At 60.9% G+C, this 21990-nt stretch carries 21 protein-coding genes; 12 read left to right on the forward strand and 9 right to left on the reverse strand.

Annotation, left to right across the window (positions count from 1 at the left end):
- Positions 1-57 precede the first annotated feature (57 nt).
- From ACA046_RS07905 to speB, 4 genes are read right to left on the reverse strand one after another with little or no spacing between them, the layout of a single operon-like run.
- On the reverse strand, positions 58-1440 hold the full coding sequence (locus ACA046_RS07905; protein WP_076014769.1) for a sodium:solute symporter family protein: 1383 nt from the start codon (positions 1438-1440) through the stop codon (positions 58-60).
- A gap of 35 nt (positions 1441-1475) precedes the next feature.
- The gene (locus ACA046_RS07910; protein WP_497676231.1) at positions 1476-2987 is read right to left on the reverse strand and encodes a purine-cytosine permease family protein; all 1512 of its coding nucleotides are present in this window, start codon (positions 2985-2987) and stop codon (positions 1476-1478) included.
- A 21-nt stretch (positions 2988-3008) separates the two neighbouring features.
- The gene (locus ACA046_RS07915) at positions 3009-3434 is read right to left on the reverse strand and encodes a YybH family protein (protein ID WP_497676232.1); all 426 of its coding nucleotides are present in this window, start codon (positions 3432-3434) and stop codon (positions 3009-3011) included.
- A complete protein-coding gene (speB, locus tag ACA046_RS07920; RefSeq protein ID WP_497676233.1) occupies positions 3434-4384 on the reverse strand; it encodes an agmatinase in 951 nt (316 codons plus the stop codon). Before speB ends, ACA046_RS07915 begins: the two co-directional genes overlap by 1 nt.
- Positions 4385-4628: 244 nt before the next feature.
- On the opposite strand from speB, the gene ACA046_RS07925 reads away from it, so the two are divergent.
- From ACA046_RS07925 to ACA046_RS07955, 7 genes are all read left to right on the forward strand, one after another.
- Positions 4629-5522, forward strand: a complete 894-nt coding sequence (locus ACA046_RS07925; RefSeq protein WP_003210734.1) for a LysR family transcriptional regulator — start codon at positions 4629-4631, stop codon at positions 5520-5522.
- A gap of 6 nt (positions 5523-5528) precedes the next feature.
- On the forward strand, positions 5529-6122 hold the full coding sequence (locus ACA046_RS07930; protein ID WP_497676234.1) for a tRNA-uridine aminocarboxypropyltransferase: 594 nt from the start codon (positions 5529-5531) through the stop codon (positions 6120-6122).
- Positions 6123-6389: 267 nt separating this feature from the next.
- Positions 6390-7292 (forward strand): cysteine synthase CysM, encoded by a 903-nt coding sequence (gene cysM, locus ACA046_RS07935; protein WP_017479132.1) that lies wholly within the window; start codon positions 6390-6392, stop codon positions 7290-7292.
- A complete protein-coding gene (rlmD, locus tag ACA046_RS07940) occupies positions 7292-8644 on the forward strand; it encodes a 23S rRNA (uracil(1939)-C(5))-methyltransferase RlmD (RefSeq protein WP_497676235.1) in 1353 nt (450 codons plus the stop codon). The genes cysM and rlmD overlap by 1 nt, the downstream gene beginning before the upstream one ends.
- A 135-nt stretch (positions 8645-8779) precedes the next feature.
- The gene (gene relA / locus ACA046_RS07945) at positions 8780-11023 is read left to right on the forward strand and encodes a GTP diphosphokinase (RefSeq protein WP_076014756.1); all 2244 of its coding nucleotides are present in this window, start codon (positions 8780-8782) and stop codon (positions 11021-11023) included.
- Positions 11024-11162: 139 nt separating this feature from the next.
- Positions 11163-11996 carry a nucleoside triphosphate pyrophosphohydrolase gene (gene mazG, locus ACA046_RS07950; protein ID WP_167662686.1) on the forward strand — a complete coding sequence of 278 codons (834 nt, stop codon included), beginning with the start codon at positions 11163-11165 and terminating at the stop codon, positions 11994-11996.
- 25 nt (positions 11997-12021) lie between these two features.
- A complete protein-coding gene (locus tag ACA046_RS07955; RefSeq protein ID WP_076014754.1) occupies positions 12022-12567 on the forward strand; it encodes a DUF2058 domain-containing protein in 546 nt (181 codons plus the stop codon).
- A gap of 179 nt (positions 12568-12746) precedes the next feature.
- On the opposite strand, the gene ACA046_RS07960 is transcribed toward ACA046_RS07955, so the two are convergent.
- The 4 genes from ACA046_RS07960 to purM form a co-directional block, all read right to left on the reverse strand.
- On the reverse strand, positions 12747-12935 hold the full coding sequence (locus tag ACA046_RS07960; RefSeq protein ID WP_076014753.1) for a hypothetical protein: 189 nt from the start codon (positions 12933-12935) through the stop codon (positions 12747-12749).
- Positions 12936-13188: 253 nt separating this feature from the next.
- A complete protein-coding gene (locus tag ACA046_RS07965) occupies positions 13189-13902 on the reverse strand; it encodes a DUF3108 domain-containing protein (RefSeq protein ID WP_003210742.1) in 714 nt (237 codons plus the stop codon).
- 8 nt (positions 13903-13910) lie between these two features.
- Complete coding sequence (gene purN / locus ACA046_RS07970) at positions 13911-14561, reverse strand: phosphoribosylglycinamide formyltransferase (protein WP_017479128.1); 651 nt, start codon at positions 14559-14561, stop codon at positions 13911-13913.
- Entirely contained in the window at positions 14561-15619 is a 1059-nt protein-coding gene (gene purM, locus ACA046_RS07975; RefSeq protein ID WP_063032448.1) for a phosphoribosylformylglycinamidine cyclo-ligase, read from the reverse strand. Before purM ends, purN begins: the two co-directional genes overlap by 1 nt.
- Before the next feature lie 359 nt (positions 15620-15978).
- On the opposite strand from purM, the gene ACA046_RS07980 reads away from it, so the two are divergent.
- The 5 genes from ACA046_RS07980 (at position 15979) to ACA046_RS08000 (ending at position 20599) form a co-directional block, all read left to right on the forward strand.
- Positions 15979-17019, forward strand: a complete 1041-nt coding sequence (locus tag ACA046_RS07980; RefSeq protein WP_459026887.1) for a DUF2066 domain-containing protein — start codon at positions 15979-15981, stop codon at positions 17017-17019.
- A 53-nt stretch (positions 17020-17072) separates the two neighbouring features.
- The gene (locus ACA046_RS07985) at positions 17073-18146 is read left to right on the forward strand and encodes an AI-2E family transporter (RefSeq protein ID WP_497676236.1); all 1074 of its coding nucleotides are present in this window, start codon (positions 17073-17075) and stop codon (positions 18144-18146) included.
- Positions 18147-18363: 217 nt separating this feature from the next.
- Positions 18364-19068, forward strand: a complete 705-nt coding sequence (gene hda / locus ACA046_RS07990; protein ID WP_459026891.1) for a DnaA regulatory inactivator Hda — start codon at positions 18364-18366, stop codon at positions 19066-19068.
- A gap of 214 nt (positions 19069-19282) precedes the next feature.
- Positions 19283-19912, forward strand: coding sequence for a C40 family peptidase (locus tag ACA046_RS07995; protein ID WP_076014748.1), 630 nt, complete (start codon positions 19283-19285; stop codon positions 19910-19912).
- Positions 19913-20056: 144 nt separating this feature from the next.
- Positions 20057-20599 (forward strand): C40 family peptidase, encoded by a 543-nt coding sequence (locus ACA046_RS08000; RefSeq protein ID WP_076014747.1) that lies wholly within the window; start codon positions 20057-20059, stop codon positions 20597-20599.
- Positions 20600-20650: 51 nt separating this feature from the next.
- Here the strand turns inward: ACA046_RS08000 and ACA046_RS08005 are convergent, their stop codons facing one another.
- Entirely contained in the window at positions 20651-21964 is a 1314-nt protein-coding gene (locus tag ACA046_RS08005) for a PQQ-dependent sugar dehydrogenase (RefSeq protein WP_167662681.1), read from the reverse strand.
- Positions 21965-21990 lie beyond the last annotated feature (26 nt).

Below are 21990 nucleotides of genomic sequence, written 5' to 3' on the forward strand. Positions count from 1 at the left end.
AACGGGTGCGACATCCGACGTCGCACCCGCTGACGAAAGCTTCTTTCAAATGTTCGTTCAGATCGCCCGAGCTGCTACAGCCTCCGGACGACGCGACAGCAAACTCACCACCACAAAACTCACCAGGCCCACGCCCAGGCTGTAGTAGATCGGCGTGTTGGCATCCAAGCCATCCTTGATCATGAATACCAGCGCCGTCACAAAACCCAGGGTCATGGACGTGATCGCCCCGGACGTCGTCGCGCGTTTCCAGAAAATCGCGCCGATCAGCGGGATTAGCATGCCGCCCACCAACAGGTTGTAAGCCAGGGTCAGTGCGCTGATTACATCGGTTACCACCAGTGCGATGCCCAGCACGGCGATACCGGTCAGCAAGGTAAACAGGCGGTTGATCTTCAGGCTCGACTGTTTACCGCCCCGCAGGCGTGGCAGCAGGTCTTCGGTCAGTACGGTGGAAGCGGCGAGCAAACCGGCGCTGGCGGTGGACATCATCGCAGCCAGTGCGGCGGCGATTACCAGGCCGCGGATACCGTCCGGCAACGAGACTTTGACGATGGCGGCGAACGCGTTGTTGACGTTGTCCAGGTCCGGGATCAGTACGTGGGCGGCCATGCCGATCAGCGCACAGGCCAGGCCGTAGAGGATGCAGTAGAAACCGGCGAACGTGCCTGCGTACTTGGCGACCTTTTCGTCGCGGGCGGTGAACACCCGTTGCCAGATGTCCTGGCCGATCAGGATGCCGAAGAAGTAGATCATGAAGTAGGTGATGATGGTGTCCCAGCCGATTTCAGTGAAGCTGAAATTCGACGCGGGCAGTTTGGCCACCAGTTCGTCCCAACCGCCGACGCGGTACAGGCAGATCGGCAGCAGGATAAACATCAGGCCAACGGTCTTGATCACGAACTGCACGATGTCGGTCAGGGTCAGCGACCACATGCCGCCGATGGTCGAGTACACCACCACCACGCCACCGCCGACCAATACCGAGATCCAGAACGGCAGGTCGAACAGCACTTGCAGCACGGTGCCGATGGCGAGGATCGAGGTCACGCCGATCATCAGCGCGTAGGCCAGCATGATCACCGCACTGGCCTGGCGGGCCATGGGGTTGTAGCGTTTCTCCAGGACCTGGGTCACGGTGAAGATTTTCAGTTTCAGCAGCGGCTTGGCCAGGAACAGGTTCAGCGCAATGATCCCGGCGCCCAACGCGGCGCATAGCCAGAAGCCGGAAATACCATGCACATAACCCAAGCGTACAGTGCCGACGGTGGAGGCACCGCCCAGTACGGTGGCGGCCATGGTGCCCATGTACAGCGTAGGGCCGAGGTTGCGGCCCGCCACCAGGTAATCTTCATGGGTCTTGGCGCGGCGCATGCCGTAGTAGCCGAGCACCAGCATGCCGGCGGCGTAGATGAGGACGACGAATAGATCTAAAGCCATGACGGCGAGTCTCCGATTATCTTTTTTATGAGCGATCAGGCGGCAGGTTGCAGCGCCGATTTAGCGAGCGAATCCATGCTCTTGCTGCGTGGATCGGTCGGCCCGTAAACGGAAGCCGGTTCAGGGAACATGCGAAGCAGCGTCAGGTACACCAGCGAGGCCAGCCCAAGCGTTACCGGCAAGCTGATGTCGATGCCGTCGGCGAGGTTGCCCAGCGGCCCGACAAACTGTCCCGGCAGGTTGACGAAGCACAGGCCCACCAGCGCACTCGGGATCCAGGCCCCCAGGCCGCGCCAGTTCCAGCCGTGGCTGAACCAGTAGCGCCCGCCGGTTTCACCGCGAGTGAACACTTGCAGGTCGTCCGGGCAGTAGTAGCCCCGGCGTACGATCAGGCCGATGATCATCATCACCATCCACGGCGTGGTGCAGGTGATGATCAGCACGGCGAAGGTCGACACGCTCTGCACCAGGTTGGCGGCGAAACGTCCGATAAAGATGAAGGCAATCGACATCACCCCGATCAGCAGCGTCGCCTTGACCCGGGACAGCAGCCGCGGGAACACGCGGGACATGTCCAGGCCGGTGCCATACAGCGAGGTGGTGCCGGTGGACATGCCGCCGATCACCGCGATCAGGCACACCGGCAGGAAGAACCAGCTCGGTGCCACCGCCAGCAGGCCGCCGACATAGTTGTTGGCCGCGATATAGTCCGGTGCCTTGACCGCCACGATGGTCGCGGTGGCCAGGCCGAACAGGAACGGGATCAACGTCGCGATCTGTGCGAACACCACCGCCAGCATGATCCGCGTCTTCGAGGTTTCCCGCGGGATGTAGCGCGACCAGTCACCGAGGAACGCCCCGAAGGAAATCGGGTTGCTCATGGCCACCAGTGCCGCACCGATAAACGCCGCCCAGAAACCGGTCTGGCCGAGGGCAACGGTGCCGGCGAAGTGACTGTCGAAAGCGGGTGCGAAGGCGAAGATGCCCAACAGGAACAGCAGGCTCGCCGCCCATACTGCAATGCGGTTGACCCACAGCATGAAACGAAAGCCGTAGATGCACACCGTCAGTACGAGGATGGCGAACACGCCGTAGGCCAGGCCCAGGGTCAAGTCGGTTTCCGGCAAGCCCACCAGCCGTTTCGCACCGCCTACCAGCGCATCGCCTGAACTCCACACCGACAGTGAGAAGAACGCGATAGCGGTCAGCAGTGACAGGAACGAGCCGACAATCCGCCCGTGCACACCAAAGTGCGCACCGGAAGACACGGCGTTATTGGTGCCATTGAGCGGGCCGAACAGGCCCATGGGCGCCAGGATCACCGCACCCACCAGCACGCCCAGCACAATTGCCCAGACGCCGGCCTGGAACGACAAGCCAAACAGCACCGGAAAGCTCCCCAGCACGGCGGTGGCGAAGGTGTTGGCACCGCCGAAAATCAGGCGAAACAAATCCTTCGGCCCGGCGGTACGTTCGTGGTCCGGGATTTGTTCGACGCCGTTGGTTTCTATGTTGCGAATACTGTTTTCGTTGTTTTTATTATTCATGATCTGCTCCGATCACATTGGCTAATGGGGCGGCAGCCCTTCCGGCATAGCGGACAAATGTTCGTGACAGGCCAGCCACAGGCCTTCTTTTTGTTGTGGGCGATCCCCTTGTCGCTTGAAGACAATGGTCTCGCGTTCCTGGCTGAAGAATTGCTCCCCGTTCATGCGCAGCTCGGTGGCCACGTCATGCACAAATACCGCGACGTCACCGTGCAGGCTGACGAAAGCGTTGCTTGAGGTGCAGGACAGCACCTCAAAACCCTCGTCCCGGCGCCAGCTGTCCCACAACACCTGATAGGCATCGCGACTCAGCAGCGGCTGGGGGAGGGTGTAGAACACGAAGCTGGCGCCGGCACTGAACGCGCCGAAGTAGGCGGCGCGGTCGTTGCGGGCGAAGGCCGACACCAGGTCGGCCGCGGCTTTTATTACCTCGGCCTGGGCGCTCATCAGAGGTGCGCCACGCCCGGCAGTACGCAGAGCATTTCGTACAGCAGGTTGGCGCCCAGCAGCGAGGTGTTGCCGGTGGTGTCGTACGGCGGCGAAACTTCTACCAGATCGCAACCAATCAGATCCAGGCCTTGGCAGCCGCGGATGATTTCAATCGCCTGGATCGTGGTCAAGCCACCGATTTCCGGGGTGCCGGTGCCAGGCGCCCAGGCCGGGTCGATGCCGTCGATGTCGAAGCTCAGGTACACCGGGCCGCCGCCGACTTTCTCGCGCACTTCAGCCATCAGTGGCGCCAACGAGTGGTGCCAGCATTCTTCGGCCTGGACCACACGGAAGCCCTGTTTACGGCTCCAGTTGAAGTCTTCGGCGGTGTAGCCTTGGGCGCGCAGGCCGATCTGGACCACGCGGTCGCAATCCAGCAAGCCTTCTTCCACCGCGCGGCGGAAGGTAGTGCCGTGGGCGATTTTCTCGCCGAACATATGGTCGTTGACGTCAGCGTGGGCATCGATGTGCACCAGCCCGACCTTGCCGTGTTTCTTGTGGATCGCCCGCAGGATCGGCAGGGTGATGGTGTGGTCGCCACCCAGGGTCATCGGGATCACGTTGTGTTCGAGGATCTCGTCGTAGGCTTCTTCGATGATGCGCACGGCGTCCAGCAGGTTGAAGGTGTTGATCGCCACGTCGCCGATGTCGGCAACCGACAGCGAGTCAAACGGCGCAGCGCCGGTGGCCATGTTGTAAGGGCGGATCATCACCGACTCAGCGCGGATTTCCCGCGGCCCGAAACGGGTGCCGGCACGCAGGGAGGTGCCGATGTCCAGGGGCACACCGACAAAGGCGGCGTCCAGGCCCTTGGCCGATTGCAAATGGGGAAGACGCATCATGGTGGCGATGCCGGCGAAGCGCGGCATTTCGTTGCCGCCCAGTGGTTGGTGGAAAATCTTGTCCACGGGATTGCCTCATCGTTGTGTTTATTAGAGGCCGATTCTGCGAAATGCAGGGGAAGGGAAGAATCGGCAGGGGCAAATACTTAGTTCAGATTTTTCTAAACTAATGGCTGAGGTAAACTCGGTTCAAATGTGGGAGCGGGCTTGCTCGCGAATACGGTGTGTCAGTCACGGATGGTTCGATTGATCCACCGCACTCGCAAGCAAGCTCGCTCCCACAGGTTTTTTGTTTGCCTCTGGAGAGCCCATGGCCAACGCCTTGCCCGACCTGAAACTCCTGCGCATCTTCGTCAGCGTCGTGCGGCACCAGGGTTTCGCCAATGCCCAGCACGAACTCAACCTGTCGACCTCGGCCATCAGCACTTACATGAGCCAGCTGGAAGCCGCATTGGGCCTGGTGCTGTGCCATCGCGGCCGGGGCGGGTTCAGCCTCACCAGCAAGGGCGAGCTGTTCCATCAGGAAACCCTGCGCCTGCTGGGCGAGCTGGAAGGCTTCGAGCAATACGCCGCTGCGCTGAAAGGCGAGTTGCGCGGCACCCTGAAGCTCGGCGTGCTCGACTCCACCGTCAGCGACAAGGCCCTGCCGTTTGCCGAAGTCATCGGCGCCTATAGCCAGGAACACCCGGCGGTGCATTTGCACCTGTCGGTGATGAGCCCTTACGAGTTGCAGTTGGGGGTGCAGGACAATCGCCTGGACCTGGCCATCGGTGCCTTCTCCAATCGCATGAGCGGGCTGATCTACATGCCGCTGTACCGCGAGCAGCACTGGCTGTATTGCAGCACCCGCCACCCGTTGTTCAACGAGCGGCGCATCCCCGAGCAAGTGATCACCCAGCAACGCATGGTCGGTCGTGGTTACTGGAGCCAGGCCGAACTGGCGCGCCACGGCTTCAAGCACAGCGCCGCCACGGTGGAAAGTATGGAGGCGCAACTGATCCTGGTGCTGTCCGGCGCCTACATCGGCTACCTGCCGGAACACTACGCCCAGGCCTGGGCCGACAAGGGGGATTTGCGGGTGCTGCTGCCGGCGACCTTTGGCTACCAGGCGCCGTTCTCGATGATCATGCGCCGGGGCCGCAGCCGCGAACCACTGATCCAGACCTTCCGCGATTTACTTAAAGCCCAGCTCAACCAGGCCTGAAAAACCATGTCCAGACCCCAATGCCCCCGCTGCCTGCGGCCCACCACTCATTGCCTGTGCGCGCTGATCCCCAGCCTGGATAGCCGCACCCGCGTGTTGCTGTTGCAGCATCCGAGCGAGGTGAATCATGCCTTGAACACAGCGCGGCTGGCGGCGCTGGGGTTGGTGAATGCGCAGTTGGTAGTGGGCGAGGTATTTGAGGATTTGCAGGTACTGTTGAATCCGCCGGGTTATCAAGCGCGATTGTTATTCCCTGCCGAGGATGCACAACCGTTGCAGGCCTACGCGCCCTCCGACGAACCGTTGCTGCTGGTGGTGCCGGACGGCACCTGGCGCAAAGCGCGCAAGTTGCTGCACCTCAATCCGTTGTTGGCAGCATTGCCAAGAGTGACGCTGGCGGAAGGCGCTGTGTCCCGTTACCGGCTGCGCAAGGCGCCGGGGCCCGGGGCATTGTCGACGGTGGAAGCTATCGTGCAGGCATTGCAGGTGCTTGAAGCCCCGACCTTATTTGAGCCGTTATTGAAACCATTTGAGGCGCTGATCGACGGGCAAATTGCCGCGATGGGGCAGGAAGTGTACCGACGCAACCACGGCACGTAATCTCCGTAGCAGTTGTCGAGCGCCAGCGAGGCTACGTCTGCCGCACCGCCGCTCTCGCGCCAGGCAAAGGACTGCGCCGCCCCCGACGCAGCCTCGCGGGGGGGCGACAGCTGCTACACAAAAACATCGGGTGTGTCTCACTACGTGTTTGCGGGCTCTAGATTCTGCTTATTCTATTAAGCCATAAGCACCACACTTTGCGTGATATGGCCCGCCAGTCTTTCCCGGTATGATGGTCGCCCCCGCAGTCTGGATTGCGAATACGCCATGACCTTGCAGTACCCCACCATCGCCGATTGCGTCGGCAACACCCCGCTGGTCCGTTTGCAGCGCCTGCCGGGCAACACCAGCAATACCTTGTTGCTCAAGCTCGAAGGGAACAACCCGGCCGGCTCGGTCAAGGACCGCCCTGCGTTGTCGATGATCACCCGCGCCGAGTTGCGTGGGCAGATCAAGCCCGGCGACACCCTGATCGAAGCCACCTCCGGTAATACCGGGATTGCCTTGGCCATGGCTGCGGCGATCAAGGGCTACAAGATGGTCCTGATCATGCCCGACAACGGCAGCGCCGAGCGCAAGGCAGCGATGACCGCCTATGGCGCCGAGTTGATCCTGGTCACCCAGGAAGAAGGCATGGAAGGCGCCCGCGACCTCGCCGAGCGTATGGCCGCCGAAGGCCGTGGCCTGGTGCTGGACCAGTTCGCCAACGGCGATAACCCCGAGGCGCACTACACCACCACCGGCCCGGAAATCTGGCGCCAGACCCAGGGCACCATCACTCATTTCGTGAGTTCGATGGGCACCACCGGGACCATCATGGGCAACTCGCGCTACCTCAAGGAGCAGAATCCCGAGATCCAGATCGTCGGCCTGCAACCGATGGAAGGTTCGGCGATCCCCGGGATCCGTCGTTGGCCCGAAGAGTACTTGCCGAAGATCTACAACGCCGCTCGCGTTGATCGCATCATCGACATGGCCCAGCGTGAAGCCGAAGACACCACCCGCCGGTTGGCCCGTGAAGAGGGCATCTTCTGCGGCGTGTCATCCGGTGGCGCTGTTGCCGGGATGTTGCGCTTGTCCCAGGAGTTGGAAAACGCGGTGATCGTCGCGATCATCTGTGACCGTGGCGACCGTTACCTGTCGACCGGCATTTTCGACGCGCCCAACTGATGGCCAAGCACGAGAGAGGCCTGCGCTTCCAACCGACGGGCGGCAGCCGCGCCCCGCAGATTCCCGTAGGCAAGAAGCAGCGCCTGACTATCGAGCGCCTGGCCAATGACGGCCGTGGCATCGTGTTCTTTGAGGGCCGCACCTGGTTTGTGGTGGGTGCCCTGGCTGGCGAAGAGGTTGAGGCGCGGGTGTTGGGCGCCCACGGCAAAGTGGTCGAGGCCCGCACCGAGCGCGTATTTACCGCCAGCGAACTGCGCCGTCCGGCACCCTGTGTCCACGCCGGCCGCTGTGGCGGTTGCAGCCTGCAACACTTGCCCCATGACGAACAACTTGCCCTGAAACAGCGCATGCTCGCCGAGCAATTATCCCGTGTGGCCGGTGTCGAACCCCAGGAGTGGGCCGCGCCTTTGAGCGGGCCGGAATTCGGCTATCGCCGCCGCGCCCGCGTGGCCGTGCGCTGGGATGCCAAGGCGAAGAAGCTCGAGGTGGGTTTCCGTGCCGTGGCCAGCCAGGACATCGTCGCCATCGACGATTGCCCGGTGCTGGTACAGGCCTTGCAACCGATCATGCAGCGTTTGCCAAACATGCTGCGACGCTTGAGCAAACCTCAGGCGTTGGGGCACGTGGAGTTGTTCAGCGGTTCGTCGATCGCCGTGTTGTTGCGACATATGGCGCCCTTGTCTGAAGCGGACCTGACGATCCTGCAGGAATTTTGTAGCTTCCATGAAGCCCAGTTGTGGCTGCATGGCGAGGGCCAGCCGCAGCCTTTCGAGCCAGACCAGGCGTTGGGCTACCGGTTGGAGCAGTGGGATTTGCAGCTGGCGTACCGCCCGGGAGACTTCGTGCAGGTCAACGCCGGGGTCAACGAGGCGATGGTCGCCCAGGCCCTGGAATGGCTGGCGCCGAAGCCCGACGAGCGGGTACTGGATTTGTATTGTGGCTTGGGCAACTTCGCCTTGCCGCTGGCCCGCCAAGTGCGGGAAGTGGTGGCGGTGGAAGGCGTGCAGGCCATGGTGGACCGGGCGGCACACAATGCCGTCAGTAATAATTTGCATAATGTGCAGTTTTTTCAGGCCGATTTGTCCCAGCCTTTGACCGACGCGGAATGGGCCAAACAGGGCTTTTCTGCGGTACTCTTGGACCCACCCCGCGATGGTGCCCTGGAGGCTGTGCGCAAGCTCGCCACTCTGGGGGCTGATCGCCTGGTGTATGTGTCCTGCAATCCGGCAACGCTGGCGCGGGACACGGTCGAGTTGGTCAAGCAAGGCTACCGGCTAAAACGTGCCGGGATCCTCGACATGTTTCCCCAGACGGCCCATGTCGAGGCCATGGCGTTATTTGAAGCGGGCTAGGATGCCCGTTTAATCCGACTGGCCTGCATCTCCTGGGCCTGTGACCTGCCAGGGAGCGTGCACAAGCTTTTTTGTAAAGCAGGTCAGCGATGATTTTGACGCACTAAAAGGTGCGTCGTAGGGAAGGTAAGCAAGATGGTACAGGTGAGAGCACACCAGCCGATCAACACCGACGGCAGTATCAATCTCGAGGCATGGCTGGATCATGCCATCAGTGTCGACCCGGCACTGGACCGTGAAGCCTTGAAAGCAGCCTGCGAGTTCGCTCGTGAGTCTGAACAGCAAGATAATGCGGCCAAGAACCTGTGGGCCGAAGGCACTTCAAGCTTTCGCACAGGGTTGGAAATCGCTGAGATCCTCGCCGATCTCAAGCTCGATCAGGATTCGCTGATCGCGGCGGTGCTGTATCGCGGCGTGCGCGAAGGGCATATTCAACTGCCCACCGTCAGCCAGCGCTTCGGCACGGTGGTGGCCAAGCTGATCGACGGCGTGCTGCGCATGGCGGCGATCAGTGCCAGCCTCAGCCCGCGCCAGTCCATGGTGCTGGGCACCCAGGGCCAGGTGGAAAACCTGCGCAAGATGCTGGTGGCGATGGTCGACGACGTGCGCGTCGCCCTGATCAAGCTGGCCGAGCGCACTTGCGCGATTCGTGCGGTGAAAACCGCCGATGACGAAAAGCGCAACCGCGTCGCCCGCGAGGTGTTCGACATCTACGCGCCGCTGGCCCACCGCCTGGGCATCGGCCATATCAAGTGGGAACTGGAGGACTTGTCCTTCCGTTACCTCGAACCCGATCAATACAAACAGATTGCCACGCTGCTCCATGAGCGGCGGCTCGACCGTGAGCGCTTCATCGCCGACGTGATGAGCCAGTTGCGCACGGAGTTGCAGGCCACCGGCGTTGAAGCCGACATCAGCGGCCGCGCCAAACACATCTATTCCATCTGGCGCAAAATGCAGCGCAAGGGCCTGGCCTTCAGCCAGATCTACGACGTGCGTGCCGTGCGCGTGCTGGTGCCGGAAATGCGCGACTGCTACACCGCGTTGGGTATCGTCCACACGCTGTGGCGGCACATCCCCAAGGAATTCGACGACTACATCGCCAACCCCAAGGAAAACGGTTACCGCTCGTTGCATACGGCAGTGATCGGGCCCGAGGGCAAGGTGCTGGAAGTGCAGATTCGCACCCATGCGATGCACGAAGAAGCGGAGCTGGGTGTATGCGCTCACTGGCGCTACAAGGGCACCGACGTCAAGGCCGGGTCCAACCAGTACGAAGAGAAAATCTCCTGGTTGCGCCAGGTGCTGGAATGGCACGAAGAGCTGGGCGACATCGGCGGTTTGGCCGACCAGTTGCGGGTGGACATCGAACCCGACCGGGTCTACATCTTCACCCCCGACGGCCACGCGATCGACCTGCCCAAGGGCTCCACGCCGCTGGATTTTGCCTACCGTGTGCACACCGAGATCGGGCACAACTGCCGTGGCGCGAAGATCAATGGGCGCATCGTGCCGCTCAACTACAGCCTGCAGACCGGTGAACAGGTCGAGATCATCACCAGCAAGCACGGTACGCCGAGCCGCGACTGGCTGAACCCGAACCTGGGCTACATCACCACCTCCCGGGCGCGGGCGAAGATCGTCCACTGGTTCAAATTGCAGGCGCGCGACCAGAACGTCGCCGCCGGTAAAACCTTGCTTGAGCGCGAATTGGCACGCCTTGGCCTGCCGCAGGTGGACTTCGACAAGCTGGCCGACAAGGCCAACATGAAGATCGCCGAAGACATGTTCGCCGCCCTGGGTGCTGGCGATTTGCGCTTGGCGCAGTTGGTGAATCTGGCCCAGCAACTGGTTGAGCCGGAGCGTGGCAGCGAGCAGCTTGAGCTTATTCCGCGTAAAGCCACCGGCTACAAGCCAGGCAAGCGTGGCGATATCCAGATTCAGGGTGTCGGCAACCTGATGACGCAAATGGCTGGCTGCTGCCAGCCGTTGCCGGGCGACGCCATCGTCGGTTACATCACTCAAGGCCGTGGGGTGAGTATTCACCGCCAGGACTGTGCCTCGGTGTTGCAACTGGGCGGGCGTGAGCCGGAGCGGATCATCCAGGTCAGCTGGGGCCCGGTGCCGGTGTTGACCTATCCGGTGGACATCGTCATTCGCGCCTACGACCGTTCCGGCCTGCTGCGCGACGTTTCGCAGGTGCTGCTCAATGAGCGGATCAACGTGCTGGCGGTCAACACCCGCTCGAACAAAGAGGACAACACTGCGTTGATGTCCCTGACCATCGAGATTCCGGGGCTGGACGCGTTGGGTCGGTTGCTGGGGCGTATTTCCCAGTTGCCGAACATCATTGAGACCCGGCGCAACCGGACACCCTAAATCGGGAGCGCTTTACTGTAGGAGCGAGCTTGCTCGCGAAGGAGGTCAACGATAACGCGTGCTTTCTGGATAAACGCGTCGTCGCTGAGTTTTTCGCGAGCAAGCTTGCTCCTACAGGGGGTGATAAAGAGACTGACTGATGTATTCACTTGAAGACCTGCTGCACCTGATGAACCGCCTGCGCGACCCGCAATACGGTTGCCCGTGGGACATCAAGCAAACCTACGCCACCATCGTCCCCCACACCCTGGAAGAAGCCTACGAAGTCGCCGACGCCATCGAACGCGGGGATTTTGATCACCTGCAAGGTGAGCTGGGCGACCTGTTGTTCCAGGTGGTGTATTACAGCCAGCTGGCGCGGGAAGAAGGGCGCTTTGAATTCGCCGGGGTGATCGACAGCATTACCCGCAAGCTGATTCGTCGCCATCCTCATGTATTCCCCACCGGCGACCTGTATGCGCCGCTGGACATCCCGCAGTTGAGCGAGGAACAGGTCAAGCAGCGCTGGGAAGAGATCAAGGCTGAGGAGCGTGCGGAAAAGTCCGACGCGCCACAGCAATTATCCCTGCTGGATGACGTACCCACGGCCTTGCCGGCGCTGTCCCGCGCCGCCAAATTGCAAAAGCGCGCCGGGCAGGTGGGTTTTGACTGGCCAGCCGCGTTGCCAGTAGTGGATAACGTGCGCGAAGAGCTGGATGAAGTGCTCGAAGCCATGGCCGATAACGACCCGGTTGCCATCGCGGATGAGGTGGGTGACCTGCTGTTTGCAGCGGTCAATTTGGCCCGTCACCTCCAGGTCGACCCGGAAGCGGCCCTGCGTTTAGCCAACGCCAAATTCGAACGACGTTTCCGATTTATCGAACAGGCATTGCGCGACACACGCCAATCCATAGAAGATTGCACCCTCGAAGAGTTGGACGCCCTGTGGGGCGAAGCCAAACGCCAGGAAAAGAATCTGTCCAGCTGCGGCTGAACCGTTGCCCAAGTGAGTAAGCACCATGAGCATTTCCCTTCGCGACCAGTTGCTCAAAGCAGGCCTGGTCAACCAAAAGCAGGCCAAGCAGGTCGGCAAAGAGAAACAGAAACAGCAGCGCCTGGTGCATAAAGGCCAGGTCACGGCGGATGATAGCCAGGCGCGCCTGGCCATTGAGGCGCATGCCGAGAAGGTCAAGCGCGACCAGGAGCTGAACCGTCAGCACCAGGAAAAAGCCGAGGCCAAGGCCCGTGTTGCCCAGGTCAAGCAACTGATCGAAACCTCGCGCCTGCCCAAGCTGACCACCGAGGACTACTACAACTTCGTGGACGACAAGAAGGTCAAGCGCCTGTCGGTCAACACGCTGATGCGCAACAAGCTGAGCAACGGCTCCCTGGCGATCGTGCATCACGGTGGCGGTTACGAGGTGATCCCGCGCGAAGCCGCGCTGAAGATCCAGGAGCGGGCACCGGAGCGTATCGTCCAGATGAACGTCCTGACCGAAAGCCAGGTGCCGGATGAGGATGATCCGTACGCCGCCTACCAGATCCCTGATGACCTGATGTGGTAAGGCTATAGAAACGACATTCTGGGGAGGGGGCTTGTTGTGGCGAGGGAGCTTGCTCCCGCTGGGGTGCGAAGCACCCCAAAATCCCCGACCCTGAAAACACAAACCCCGCTCAAAAGGCGGGGTTTGTGTTTTTAGATACTCCAGCTGCGTGGGGCTGGCTATCTACAGATTTCAGAGTTTCAGGAGCTTTGCGCCTGCCGTTTCATCTCAAGGGTCTCGAGCTCGTTTTTATAATTATGAGCTTCGCTCTCGTCGTGAAACATGCCGACCAGCAGGTCTTGCTGGTGTACATCCCAGATGTGAATCCCGTGGGCTACTGCTTCGTGGGACATATGTTCATCGTCGCGTTCAGTTACTTTTACAGTCATCTGCTTGCTCCAATCTCTGGTTGATCTGCGGCAAGGCGTCGCAGGCCTTTGTTATATGATTTGTTAGCTTGCTAAGTAAATAACCAGGAATTGCAACACACCTTTACAGAAATTGAAGTAATCGCCCGAGCCCACGCAAACCGCGACATTGCGTCGCAGGGCGCTGAGTTATATGACAAAAGTTTCATGTTGGCGTCAGGTGACAGGCGAAAAAAAGCCCCGCATGCGCGAGGCTCTTTTATTGCGCAGAGGATCAGCTGCCTTTGACAGCCTTGCCGTCAACGGTGCCGTCTTGCAGCATGATGTTGTATTCCTTGCCGTCGGTCTCAACCTGACGCAGAGCAACCAGGATGCCGCCCCAGTCCTTGGCAAACCACATTTGAGTAATGCGCTTGCTTTGAGTCGGGTCACGCACGCGCTCGACCTTGATTGCATCGATGGAGCCGGCTTTGGTCTGGACCTTTTCCGGGCCGATCACGCGGAAGTCGTAGGTATCGACATCAGTACCTTCGACGACGTTGTAGCTCATGCTTTTCTTGCCGGCTGCCACATCGCGCTGCAGTGCCAACTGGTAGGTCGACTTGTCGAGCATGCCGCTTTGAAGGGCCACGTTGACCGGGTCCTTGTTTTCAAAGCCGGTGACTTTCTTGGCCGTCTGATCGAAGTCGAGGTTGATCTTCTTCGTCTTGCCCAGGCCGCCGCGTTCAAAGGTGTAGCTCACCGGCTGCAGGGCATCTTTGTCGAAGCGAATCACGCTGGTTTCAGTCAGGCTGGCGATCATCATGGAAGCCTTGAAATTCAAGGTCCAGCTGCCGTTGTCATTCTTGGTCAGGCTGCGTTCTGCCGAACCACTCATGGGCAACTGTTTCCAGTCGGCGGTGTAGCTGGCGGAGAAAGGGTGAAGGTCTGCTGCTTGCACGGCAGGCAAGGCGAACAGCGCAAAAGCGAAGAGCAGGGCGCGACGCATAAAGTCTCCTAGGTTCGAATCAAGTGGCCGCTGGCCGCAAGTAACTGACCGTCCAATAATGCACCGTGGTCGCCAAGAATCAACCGCCCCTCAGCGAACCAGCGAACAGCCAGCGGGTAAATCCTGTGTTCCTGGGTGTGAACCCGTTGCGCAAGCGTCTGCGCAGAGTCCGCAGACTCTACCGGAACTACTGCCTGTACGACCAGAGGCCCGCCATCGAGTTCCTCGGTAACAAAGTGCACGCTGCAGCCGTGCTCGGTGTCGCCGGCCTCAAGGGCACGCTGGTGGGTGTGTAACCCTTTGTATTTTGGCAGCAGGGACGGGTGGATATTCAGCAGGCGCCCGTTGTAGTGGCGCACGAAGTCAGCGCTGAGAATGCGCATGAAACCGGCCAGTACCACGAGTTTGGGGTTGAAGGCGTCGATCAGCTCGATCAAGGCGCTGTCGAAGGCCTCGCGGCCTTCGAAAGCCTTGTGATCCAGGGAGCGGGTGTCGATGCCCGCGTCCCTGGCGCGTTGCAGGCCGTAGGCGTCGCTGCGGTTGGAGATCACCGCAGCGATGCGCACCGGGCTATCGCCGGTGCGCGTGCTGTCGATCAGGGCCTGCAAGTTACTGCCGGTGCCGGAGAGCAGCACCACGACATCACAGGTTGCAGGCATCAGTGCGCCTTAAGGTTCTTCAGTTCAACCTGAGCCGCGCCTTCAGGAGCGGTAGCGATCTGGCCGATGACCCAAGGCTGCTCGCCGGCTTCACGCAGTACGTTCAGCGCGGTTTCAACGTGCTCTTGCGCCACGCAGATGACCATGCCCACGCCGCAGTTCAGCACGCGGTGCATCTCGGTTTCGTTGACGTTGCCTTTCTCTTGCAGCCAGTCGAAGACTGCCGGGCGCTGCCAGCTGGCCACGTCGACAATCGCCTGGGCGCCTTTAGGCAGTACGCGCGGGATGTTGTCCAGCAGGCCGCCGCCGGTGATGTGGGCCATGGCCTTGACGGCTCCGGTGTCCTTGATCAGCTTGAGCAACGGCTTCACGTAGATGCGGGTCGGTGCCATCAACAGGTCGGTCAAAGGCTTGCCGTCGAGCTGGATGGTTTCGATGTCGGCGCCGGACACTTCGATGATCTTGCGGATCAGCGAGTAGCCGTTGGAGTGCGGGCCGGACGATGGCAGGGCCAGCAGGGCGTCACCGGCAGCGACTTTGGAGCCGTCGATGATTTCGGATTTTTCTACAACGCCGACGCAGAAACCGGCCAGGTCGTAGTCTTCGCCTTCGTACATGCCTGGCATTTCAGCGGTTTCACCACCGACCAGGGAGCAGCCGGACAGTTCGCAGCCAGCGCCAATGCCGGTAACCACTTGGGTCGCGGTCTCGACGTTGAGCTTGCCGGTGGCGTAGTAGTCAAGGAAGAACAGCGGCTCGGCGCCACACACCACCAGGTCGTTCACGCACATGGCAACCAGGTCGATGCCGATGCTGTCGTGCTTGTTCAGGTTCAGTGCCAGGCGCAGCTTGGTGCCCACACCGTCGGTGCCGGAGACCAATACAGGCTGCTTGTAGCCGGCCGGGATCTCGCAGAGGGCGCCAAAACCGCCCAGGCCGCCCATGACTTCGGGGCGCGCAGTGCGCTTGGCGACGCTCTTGATGCGTTCGACCAATGCTTCACCGGCGTCGATGTCTACACCGGCGTCCTTGTAGCTCAGGGAGGGTTGCTTGCTCATGATCCAGGCCTTTAGGGGGGATTCAGGGGTAACGACCGAATGCGGCGGGAATACCGAAACCTGACGTTTCAGCATGGCCTGCCATTGACGGTCTGCGAAGGCGCGCGATTTTATCAGGCTTGAGGGGCAGCGGCCATCCTCGGGCCGACGGGCAGGGGCAATAGCTGTTAAAAAAATCGCTAATCGAGTCGGTCACGGGCCGTATTAAGGTATAGCCTTTAACTCGCTATCGTTATGACAGTACAAAAACTTACCGAGGCCCTGTGAATGTTTTGCCGGTCGCTGTGGTCACAGCCTTGCTCAACAGTGTTCACGCGGTCTGTTCCAACCGCTTATTTGTCGTTCGGGAATCTTCTTTCATGGGTCTGAGTAAATATTTTTTTGTGGGCTGCTTGTCGTTGGTCAGCCTGGCGAGTCATGCCGAAACCCTCAATGGCCTCTATCAAGTGCTGGAGCCAGTCAGCAGCCAATCTCCCCAGGAGCGTGACCAGGCGACCCAGCGTGCCCTGCAAACCCTGGTGATCCGCCTGACCGGCGACGCCAAGGCCGCCGATGGCCCGGGCCTGGCGGCGATTCGCAAGGACCCGCAACAGATCATCAGCCAATACGGCTACGACGCCGGCCCGCCGGAAAGCCTGCAAGTGGATTTCGATCCCGTCAGTACCGACCGCGCCTTGCGTGGGGCGGGCTTGGCGCTGTGGGGCAGCAACCGGCCGTCGATCCTCGGTTGGTGGCTGAACGACTCCGTCGAAGGCAGCAGCCTGGTGGGTGATGGCCAGTCCGTCGCCCAACCGCTGCGTCGCGCGGCCCAGCACCGTGGTTTGCCTTTGCGCCTGCCGCTGGGTGACCTGGACGAACAAATCGTCGCCACTGCCCCGAATCTTGAAAGCCCCGACGCCACGCCGCTGCGTGCCGCGTCCGAACGTTACGGCGCCGACGCCTTGCTGGCGGTGCATGCCCGCGAAGACGGCGGCCAATGGTCGGCTAAATGGCGCCTGTGGTTGGGCGATAAAAGCGAGCAGGGCACCGCCACCGGTACTGACACCGCTGCGCTGGCCGACGCCGTGCTGCTGGCTGTCAGCGAGCGCCTGGCACCACGCTTTGCGGTCAAGGCCGGCGCTGCCACCAGCGATCAGTTGCTCGAAGTGCAGGGCATGAACCTGGAGCATTACGCCGCCCTGGGCCATCTGCTGGAGCCGTTTGGTGCCCAGCCGGTACGGGTGGATGGCAGTCGCATCGTCTATCGTGTGAATGGCAGCCCCGAGCAGTTGCGCACCCAGTTGAGCCTGGCCAAGTTGCAGGAAATCCCCGCGGGTGAAGCGCCGGCTCCGCAGCCGGTGGTGGAAGGCTCGCAACCGGCGCCGGTCGAGCCGACGCCGCAGCTACGTTTTCATTGGTAAGCGTTCTTCCTTCTTATATAGAAGCAGGAAGCAAATAACAGAGGGAAGGGTTTATGGCGGATACGCGTCGTTGGGTGTGGCTTGGCGGGATTGTCCTGCTGTGCGTTTTTGTGTTCCTGCTGCATTCGATCCTGACGCCGTTCCTGGTCGCGTTACTGCTGGCTTACCTGTTCGATCCCGTGGTGGATCGCCTGGAAAAGATCGGCCTGTCACGTACCTGGGGCGTGGTGGCGGTGTTTGCGTTGTTCACCTTGATCATCACGGCGTTGGTGCTGGTGCTGGTGCCGATGCTGGCCAAGCAATTGTTCAAACTCTATGAGCTGGCGCCACAGATGCTCGACTGGCTGCAACACACGGCCATGCCGTGGGCGCAGGCCAAGCTGGGGCTGGCAGACGGGTTCTGGAAGTTTGACAAAGTCAAGGCCGCCATCAGCGAGCACATGGGTCAGACCACTGACATCGTCGGCGTGGTGTTGAGCCAGGCGACGGCTTCGAGTCTGGCGTTGATTGGTTGGCTGACCAACCTGGTGCTGATTCCGGTAGTGGCGTTCTACCTGTTGCGGGATTGGGACATCATGATGGCCAAAATCCGCGGCCTGCTGCCGCGCGACCGCGAAGAGCGCATCGTCTCCCTGGCCGGGGAATGCCATGAGGTGCTCGGCGCCTTCGTCCGTGGCCAGTTGCTGGTGATGCTGGCGCTGGGGGGCATCTATGCGGCGGGGCTGATGGCTATCGGCCTGGAGCTGGGGTTGTTGATCGGCCTGATCGCCGGCCTGGCGGCCATCGTGCCATACATGGGCTTTGTGATCGGTATTGGTGCGGCGCTGGTGGCCGGGCTGTTCCAGTTCCACGGCGACCTGTACCCGATGCTCGGGATTGTCGCGGTGTTTATGGTCGGCCAGGCCCTGGAAGGCATGGTGCTGACGCCGTTGCTGGTGGGTGACCGGATCGGTCTGCACCCAGTGGCAGTGATCTTCGCGATTCTGGCGGGCGGCGAGCTGTTCGGCTTCACCGGCATCCTCCTGGCGCTGCCGGTGGCGGCGGTGATCATGGTGCTGGTGCGCCATGTGCACGACCTGTACAAGGACTCGGACATGTACGCCGGGGTCGAGGATCCGGAGTTATAACCGCAGCATCACAAACCCGGCTCAAGGCCGGGTTTGTCGTTTATCGGCTCTGGCGTTTCGCCATTGCGTCAAACAATCTTCACCAAATCCAACAAGTTAACGCAAACCTTTGATTTTGCTTGTGGTCTGCTGCATTGTGCGCCCGGCGTCACGGGTATAAACTTTGCAAACTTTACACAGAGGTCACTAACGGTTCGATTGGAGCCGTTCAGTCAGCATGAAACCGATTCAGCTGCCCCTAGGTGTGCGTCTGCGTGACGACGCTACCTTTATCAATTACTACCCAGGCGCCAATGCCGCTGCACTCGGCTATGTCGAGCGGCTCTGCGAAGCCGACGCCGGGTGGACCGAAAGCCTGATCTACCTCTGGGGCAAGCATGGCGTGGGGCGTACCCACTTGTTACAGGCCGCTTGCCTGCGCTTCGAGCAGATGGGTGAGCCGGCAGTTTACTTGCCGCTGGCGGATCTGCTGGACCGTGGTATCGAGATCCTCGACAACCTCGAGCAATACGAACTGGTTTGTCTGGACGACTTGCACGCGGTAGCGGGGCGGGCGGATTGGGAAGAGGCGCTGTTCCATCTGTTCAACCGCTTGCGTGACAGCGGCCGGCGTTTGTTGATTGCCGCGTCCACCTCGCCACGTGAGTTGCCGGTGAAGCTGGCCGACTTGAAGTCGCGGCTGACCCTGGCGCTGATCTTCCAGATGCGCCCGTTGTCCGACGAGGACAAATTGCGTGCCCTGCAACTGCGTGCGTCCCGCCGCGGGCTGCACCTGACCGACGAGGTCGGGCATTTTATCCTCACTCGCGGCACCCGCAGCATGAGTGCACTGTTCGACTTGCTTGAACAGCTCGACCAGGCCTCCTTGCAGGCCCAGCGCAAGCTGACGATTCCCTTCCTTAAAGAAACCCTGGGCTGGTAGCCAGCCCTTTAAAATCGGGGGCTTCCGGCAAATTCCAGGCGTCAGAAAACCCGCGTTTGGGCTGTTTTGGCCACGCAAATGGGTTGAATGGGGTGTTAAGGGCTTAGATGTCATAGTCCAAACAAGAAGTCACATAGATCACGATTGAATTTGCAAATCGATGTGATAGAGGGCATAGTCTCGGCTTCTTTACACATCAGCCACGGTCGTGCCCATGCTAAATCGCTTCGCACCCCTCGTGCCTCTCGCACTCGTTACCCTGTTGTTTGGTTGCGCCACCCACACTCAAAACGTGGCTGAGCAGCAAAAACCAGCACAGCAGTCCCAGGCAAAATTCGTTGCATCCCAATCTTCTACTGTTTACGAAGAAGAGATCGCAACCGAAAAAGAACTCGCCGACTTCGCCGGCAGCAAGCCTTACCAGCTTCCAGTTCTGGCCGACAGCATTCTCGAACGTGGCATGTCCCTGATCGGTACCCGTTACCGTTTCGGCGGTACCTCTGAAGCCGGTTTCGACTGCAGCGGTTTCATCGGCTACCTGTTCCGTGAGGAAGCCGGCATGAATCTGCCGCGCTCCACCCGCGAAATGATCAACGTGGATGCACCGTTGGTCGCGCGGAACAACCTCAAGCCCGGTGATCTGCTTTTCTTTAGTACGGCTGGTCGCGGTCGTGTCAGCCACGCCGGTATCTACCTGGGCGACAACCAGTTTATCCACTCCAGCAGCCGCCGCAGCGGTGGTGTGCGAGTCGACAACCTGGGTGACAGCTACTGGAGCAAAACCTTCATCGAAGCCAAGCGCGCCCTGGCGATGGCCCCGACTACCGTTACCGCCAGCAAGTAAAGTTAAAGTGATACTTGAAGTTTGACGTGTAAGCGCTAGAATCCCTGGACATTGTTGTAAATCGATCGCGCGAGCTTTGCTTGCGCGTTCTGTTTTTCAACGTTCGGCAGCGAAAGCCGCATCCAGATCAGGATTGTTCTGCCCATGTCGACCTCGGCCCGCCTAATTCTTCTCGTTTGCGCCGCGCTGCTCAGCGCCTGCGCAAGTCGTCCTCCGCCTGCTCCCGTGGCCGTCAAGCCCAAGCCGGTGTTCAATACCTACGCTACCCAAAATTTCTCGCCTGCGGCCGAAGACGTGCTCTTTCGTGCGCTGGGCCTGGTCGGCACGCCTTATCGTTGGGGCGGCAACACGCCGGACTCGGGGTTTGATTGCAGTGGCTTGATCGGTTTCGTCTACCGTGATGCCGCGGGTATCTCCCTGCCGCGTACCACCCGCGAGCTGATCGTGATGCGCGCCCAGGACGTGAGCGAAAACAACCTGCAAACCGGCGACCTGATCTTCTTCGCCACCGGTGGCGGCTCGCAAGTCAGCCACGCCGGGATCTACGTGGGTGAAGGGCGTTTTGTGCATGCGCCGCAAACCGGCGGCACGGTGAAGCTGGACACGCTGTCCAAGGCCTATTGGCAGAATGCCTACCTGAGCGCCAAGCGCGTGTTGCCGGCCGATCGCCTGGCACGAAACCCGTAAGCCAAAACAACTGTGGGAGCCTAAGGCTCCCACAGTGCTTTTCAGGGTCGGCTATTTAGCCGCCGACACCCGCCACACTTTGTTCCCCACATCGTCTGCCACCAACAAATCCCCCTGCTTGTCGATCACCACGCCGACCGGACGGCCCATGGCTTTCTCATCGCTGTTGAGGAACCCGGTCAGCACATCCACCGGCTGGCCTTTGGGCTTGCCGGCCTCAAACGGCACAAAGATGACCTTGTAGCCACTGTGAGGCTTGCGGTTCCACGAACCATGTTGGCCGATAAACGCGCCATTGCTGAATTGAGCGGGTAACTTGCTGCCGTCGGCAAAGGTCAGCCCGAGCGAGGCGGTGTGCGGGCCTACTGCATAATCCGGTGCAATCGCCTTGGCCACCAAGTCCAGGTTCTGCGGTGTGACCCGCACATCCACGTGCTGCCCGTAGTAACTGAATGGCCAACCGTAGAAGGCGCCATCCTTGACCGAGGTGATGTAGTCCGGCACCAAATCGCTGCCGATTTCATCGCGCTCGTTGACCGCCGTCCATAGCGCGCCGCTTTGCGGCTCCCAGGCCATGCCGTTGGGGTTGCGCAGGCCGGAGGCGAAGATGCGGTGCTGGCCGGTGGCGCGGTCTACTTCCCAGATCGCGGCCCGGCCTTGTTCGGCTTCCAGGCCGTTTTCCCCGACGTTGCTGTTGGAGCCCACGCTGACGTACAGCTTGCTGCCGTCTTTGCTGGCGATCACGTTCTTGGTCCAGTGATGGTTAATGCTGCCGCCCGGTAAGTCGGTGACGGTGGTGCCGGCGTCCTTGATCGAGGTTTCCCCTGGCTGATAAGGGAAGCGCAGTAATTTGTCTGAATCGGCGACATACAGGTCGTTGCCCACCAGGGTCATGCCGAACGGCGAGTTCAGGTTCTCCAGGAACACCGTGCGGGTTTCGGCCACACCGTCGTGGTCGGCGTCCCGCAACAGGGTGATGCGGTTCGGGCTCGGCACGCCGGCCCCGGCACGCCCCATGACTTTCTCCATCACCCAGCCACGAATGCCCTTGGCATCATCCGGCTTGGGCGGCGCGTTGGTTTCCGCCACCAGCACGTCGCCATTGGGCAGCACGTACAGCCAGCGCGGGTGATCCAGGCCTTCGGCAAACGCTGCCACCTGAGTACCCGCCGCGGGAGTCGGCTTGGCGCCTTCGGGCCAGCCGATGGCCGTGGCGATATTCACCGTGGGGATCAGGGTTTTATTCGGCTCGGGTAGTTTGGGCGAGGGCCCGGTGCCGTCGGACACCTGAAGGGTAGAGCTTTCACCACAGGCGGCAAGGGTGCCGGCGACCATGATCAGTAGGGCAAGTCGGGTCTTGTGCATGGTTTTCTCCTTAATACCTGTAGTGG

This window comes from Pseudomonas sp. LBUM1641 (assembly GCF_059716235.1).